This is a genomic window from Streptomyces sp. NPDC026673 (assembly GCF_040638135.1).
Taxonomy (GTDB): Bacteria; Actinomycetota; Actinomycetes; order Streptomycetales; family Streptomycetaceae; genus Actinacidiphila.
In genome coordinates this window covers 1-2,541 of record NZ_JBEZXR010000172.1, presented here as the reverse complement: position 1 = coordinate 2,541, position 2,541 = coordinate 1, and the positions used below count along the sequence as shown (strand labels likewise).

The 2,541-nt window shown below is 65.5% G+C and carries 2 protein-coding genes and 1 pseudogene; all 3 read right to left on the bottom strand.

Annotation, left to right across the window (positions count from 1 at the left end):
- The coding region (locus AB0F62_RS42625; RefSeq protein ID WP_361812267.1) for an ATP-binding cassette domain-containing protein at positions 1-185 on the bottom strand (185 nt) is incomplete at its 3' end.
- Between the two features lie 340 nt (positions 186-525).
- Positions 526-1,404 carry a hypothetical protein gene (locus AB0F62_RS42620; protein WP_361812264.1) on the bottom strand — a complete coding sequence of 293 codons (879 nt, stop codon included), beginning with the start codon at positions 1,402-1,404 and terminating at the stop codon, positions 526-528.
- A gap of 441 nt (positions 1,405-1,845) precedes the next feature.
- A pseudogene (locus AB0F62_RS42615) lies at positions 1,846-2,541 on the bottom strand (Tat pathway signal protein); the annotation flags it as partial.

Here is a 2,541-nt window from a genome sequence, read left to right as displayed (position 1 = left end):
CAGTAGCTGCCCGACGTGGGTCGGTCCAGCAGGCCCAGGGTGTTGAGCAGGGTGGACTTCCCCGACCCCGAGGGGCCGACGATCGACAGATGCTCTCCTTTCCTGACCTCCAGGTGCACGTCGCGCAGGGCGTGCACCGGCGGGTCGGCGTCGAAGACCCGGCCCAGGCCGCTGAGCCGGATCACGGTGTCCGCGTCCGGCGCCTGCTCGGGGGCGGGGCGGGGCGGTACGGATCTGCGCCTCACCGTCCGACCACCACCCGGTCGCCCTCGTCCAGCAAGAACCCGGGTGATACCCGGAATCTCACGTTGTTCTGCGCGCTGACGGTGGAAGTCACGTTTCGGCGCTCGGCGACGAAGGCGACCGGCCCGACCATTGGTGCCCGGCGTGATCCGGCGACGTCGGCGGGAGACGGTGCTCGCGTGCCAGTGCACCATCCACCTGAGTTGCTGATCGCCACCACGTGCACGATGAGTCCGACCAGCCTGCTGCTGCGGCTCTGCGGGCTACTGGGGAGATGCCGGCTCATCCGACCTCGCTGGAGAAGGGGTGCTTGGCGAGCTTGGGGAAGTAAGCGGCCCGGAACTTCTTGCCGCACTCCAGATCCTTGCGGGCGTTGATGATTTCCTTGGTGAGCCCGGCCCGGGCGGCGTCCTCATCCATGCTTTGCACGCCGTCCATCGGGAGCTGCGCAGACGTTGCGAACTTCACCATGTCACCGATTGCCGTCGGCTGCGTGGTCGTGACAGCGATACCTTCCTTGCGCAGACACGACGCGAATTGCTGCGCCAGGGAGTTCAACTGGGGGTCGCCATTGAGTGTCAGCTTGTGCTCCTCATTCGCGGCCTGCTCGCGGTCGAGTTCGGACGGTGACTTCTCCGGCCCATAGACCTTTGTCCGCGCGTCTCGCGCACACCCAGGCATCTCCTCCGACCTTCCGTTGACGATCTTGACGTTGTCGCCCAGCGCAAGGTCGTAAGCCTTCCGTTGCGCCGCGGGGAGCGCCTCGAGGTACGCCCTATCCGGGTTGGCGAGTATCTGTGCTTCACGGAACTTGTCGGGGTTGAAGGCTGGGTCGTCCGGGTAGACGCCTGGGGCGTAGATTCCGAAGCCGTACTTGGCTCGGTAGTTCTTCGCCAATTCGTAGTCCTGACCGTCAACGGGGCTGCTGGGCCCCCAATCGGTCACGTTCGGTGTATAGGTGAAGCCCTGCGCCCGCATGCAGGCTGCGATGGCATTCTCAATCAAGTACTGCTGCTTGGTTTCGTCGTCGGCGTCTTCAGGAATGGCCAGTTCGTTCTCCTGGGGAGGCTGAGAGGTTCGCGTGTGAGCGCTCGATGACGCGGTATGGCTGGGCGCGGCGGAGTCGCCGTTGTTCTGGGAACACCCGACGATGGCGATCACACCGACAGCGGATGCGGCCGACCACATCGAAAGATTTGCACGAATATGAGCCATGTCGTTCCTCGTTTAGCGGAGAAGAGGCATTTGAGTGAGGGCCGTCCGTCTTCGGTGCCTTCGCTCTTTCGACCTGGTGGACCACCGATCGGGACTACTGTCGAAGTTGTGACACCGCTCACCACAGAATGGATTTCACGGCCCCCTCGCCCATGGAACCGTTTTGACCGAAGTTTCGGTGAAGCGTGCTTAGCGATGACTTGTGGGCGGGTGGGGAGCTCCTGCCCGCCCACCAGTCTCCGCTTGGGCTACTGCTTCTCCGTGACCGCCGATCCTCTTGAACGTTGCCAATGCGTTCATGGAAGCCGGGTATCAACTGTCGCGTCCCTGAACGAGAAGTGCCGGCGTCGTCCGATCAGCGAGCCGGACGTGGTGTGGGCCTACGTCTCACTGCCCGACCACCACCTGGTCGCCTTCGTCCAGCGAGCCGCCGTCGGCCGTCACCTCGACCTGCCCGGCGGCCGAGAGCCCCACGGTGACGGGCACGTTGACGACCTTGCCGTCGCGATCCACCCGCACCCGGGCCTTGCCGTCGGCACTGGTGTGCACCGCGGCCACCGGCACCACCAGAACGGCGCCCTTGGAGGCACCCACCTCGATGGTCACCTTGGCGGTACCCCCCGACTGATTTTTCAAGGCACCAGGATTGGGAACGGAGATCACCAACTGCACCGGGGCGGACGGGTCAGAGCCCAGCTCAGCACCGCCATCAGATTCGAATCCGTCGTCTTCGCCGTCCGTGCCCTTTCCATCTGCGTCATGGTCGGTGCCGCTGTCTTTTCCGGTACCGCCGACCTTTGTGATGACGCCGCGCACACGGGTGCCGTCCGGCGTCTCGATCCGCGCCACCATGCCCTCGCGCAGCGCGGAGCCGTCGGCCCCGGGCACGACGGCCCGTACCACCACGTCGGAGCTGGTCACGGTGGCGACCTCGCCGTCCGGGGCGTCACCCAGGCCCACCTTGACCTTGTCAACCCGGACCGGCAGGTCGGGCAGGAAGACGACCTCGCCCGCCGGGACCTTGGTGCCGTAGGTGGTGGTGAACGCGCTCAGCGCCGCATTGGCCCGGTCCAGCTGCTGCCG